1 protein-coding gene is annotated in these 1,066 nt (G+C 69.3%); it reads left to right on the top strand.

Annotated elements, in window-relative coordinates:
- Positions 1 to 730, top strand: a 730-nt coding sequence (locus FKP22_RS33300; RefSeq protein WP_170201209.1) for a hypothetical protein, incomplete at its 5' end; no start/stop codon positions are given.
- Positions 731 to 1,066: the final 336 nt, after the last annotated feature.

Raw genomic sequence — 1,066 nt, 5'->3', positions numbered from 1 at the left:
CTCGCCCAGCGCCGGCACGCTGACCAGCGCGCTCAGCGGCCGGCCCAACGTGACCGCTGCGGTGAGCGGCGGCAGCGTGCTCGGCCTGGGTTCGCTGGGGGCCAACTACTCGGCCAGCGCCACCGGCAACCGCAGCTACAGCGCCAGCTCGACCTACAACTTCTCGCTGGCCAGCAACAGCAACCTGACGCTGGGCCTCTTGGGCATGACGGCCTACAACGGCGGCTTCACCAGCATGAACTTCAGCGTCGTCAGCGGCGCCACCACGCTGATCAGCACCAGCTTCACGACGCTGGCCTCGGCGCAGACCTACTTCACTGACCACCCACTCTCGCTGGGCACCTTCGTCGCGGGCGCCAACAACCTGGTGATCAGCTTCAGCCTGACGGCAGCCGCCGCCAAGGGCGCGGACATCGGCTACGTGCTGTCGTCCAAGCCCACCGGGGCCTTGGCCACCGGTGCTGGTGTGCCAGCCGGTGGCGTGGCCGTGGCGACGACCAGCCGGGGCATGGTCACCGAAAGTGCACGCAGGGCGCCGACCCTGATCACCCGCGTCGACCGCCTCCCGGCCGCGCCGGGTGGCCTGGGTTTCAAGACGGGCCTGATGACACTGCGGCCCATGTTGGGCGGCGCGGCGCTGGCCGGTCAGCCGACCCTGCAGGCCGAAGAGCGGCGTGCCCATGTTCTGCCGGTCTCGGGCGCTGGCCTGCGCGGGATCGACAGGCGCTGATGTGTTCAGTGTTTACCCTGGTCCAGAGCGAAGGTCATCGCGGTGATTTTGCTGTGCCGGCATGATGCAAGGCCGGCATTGCTGTTTTCCAGGTGGCGTGATGCCGGCCCCGGGTGAACAAGGCCTTTCCGGCCTCGCCGCAGTCAGGTGCCCCTGGCTTGCGTGCCGCCGACAAGGACTGCCCATGACTTCCTCTGTCCACCGGGTTGCCGCGCGCATGGCGTGGCGCGCCTCTCGAATCTCCCGCCTTTCCCTGGTGCCTTGGCTGCTCGGCGCCGCGGCGCTTGGACCTGCCGGTGCAGCCACCGTGACCAGCGTTGGCTGCACCGGCGCCAC

This window comes from Ideonella azotifigens (assembly GCF_006519715.1).
In the GTDB taxonomy this organism is placed as follows: domain Bacteria; phylum Pseudomonadota; class Gammaproteobacteria; order Burkholderiales; family Burkholderiaceae_C; genus Ideonella; species Ideonella azotifigens.
The sequence above is the reverse complement of the archived record's forward strand: the minus strand, read 5'-3'. Positions and strand labels throughout refer to the sequence as shown.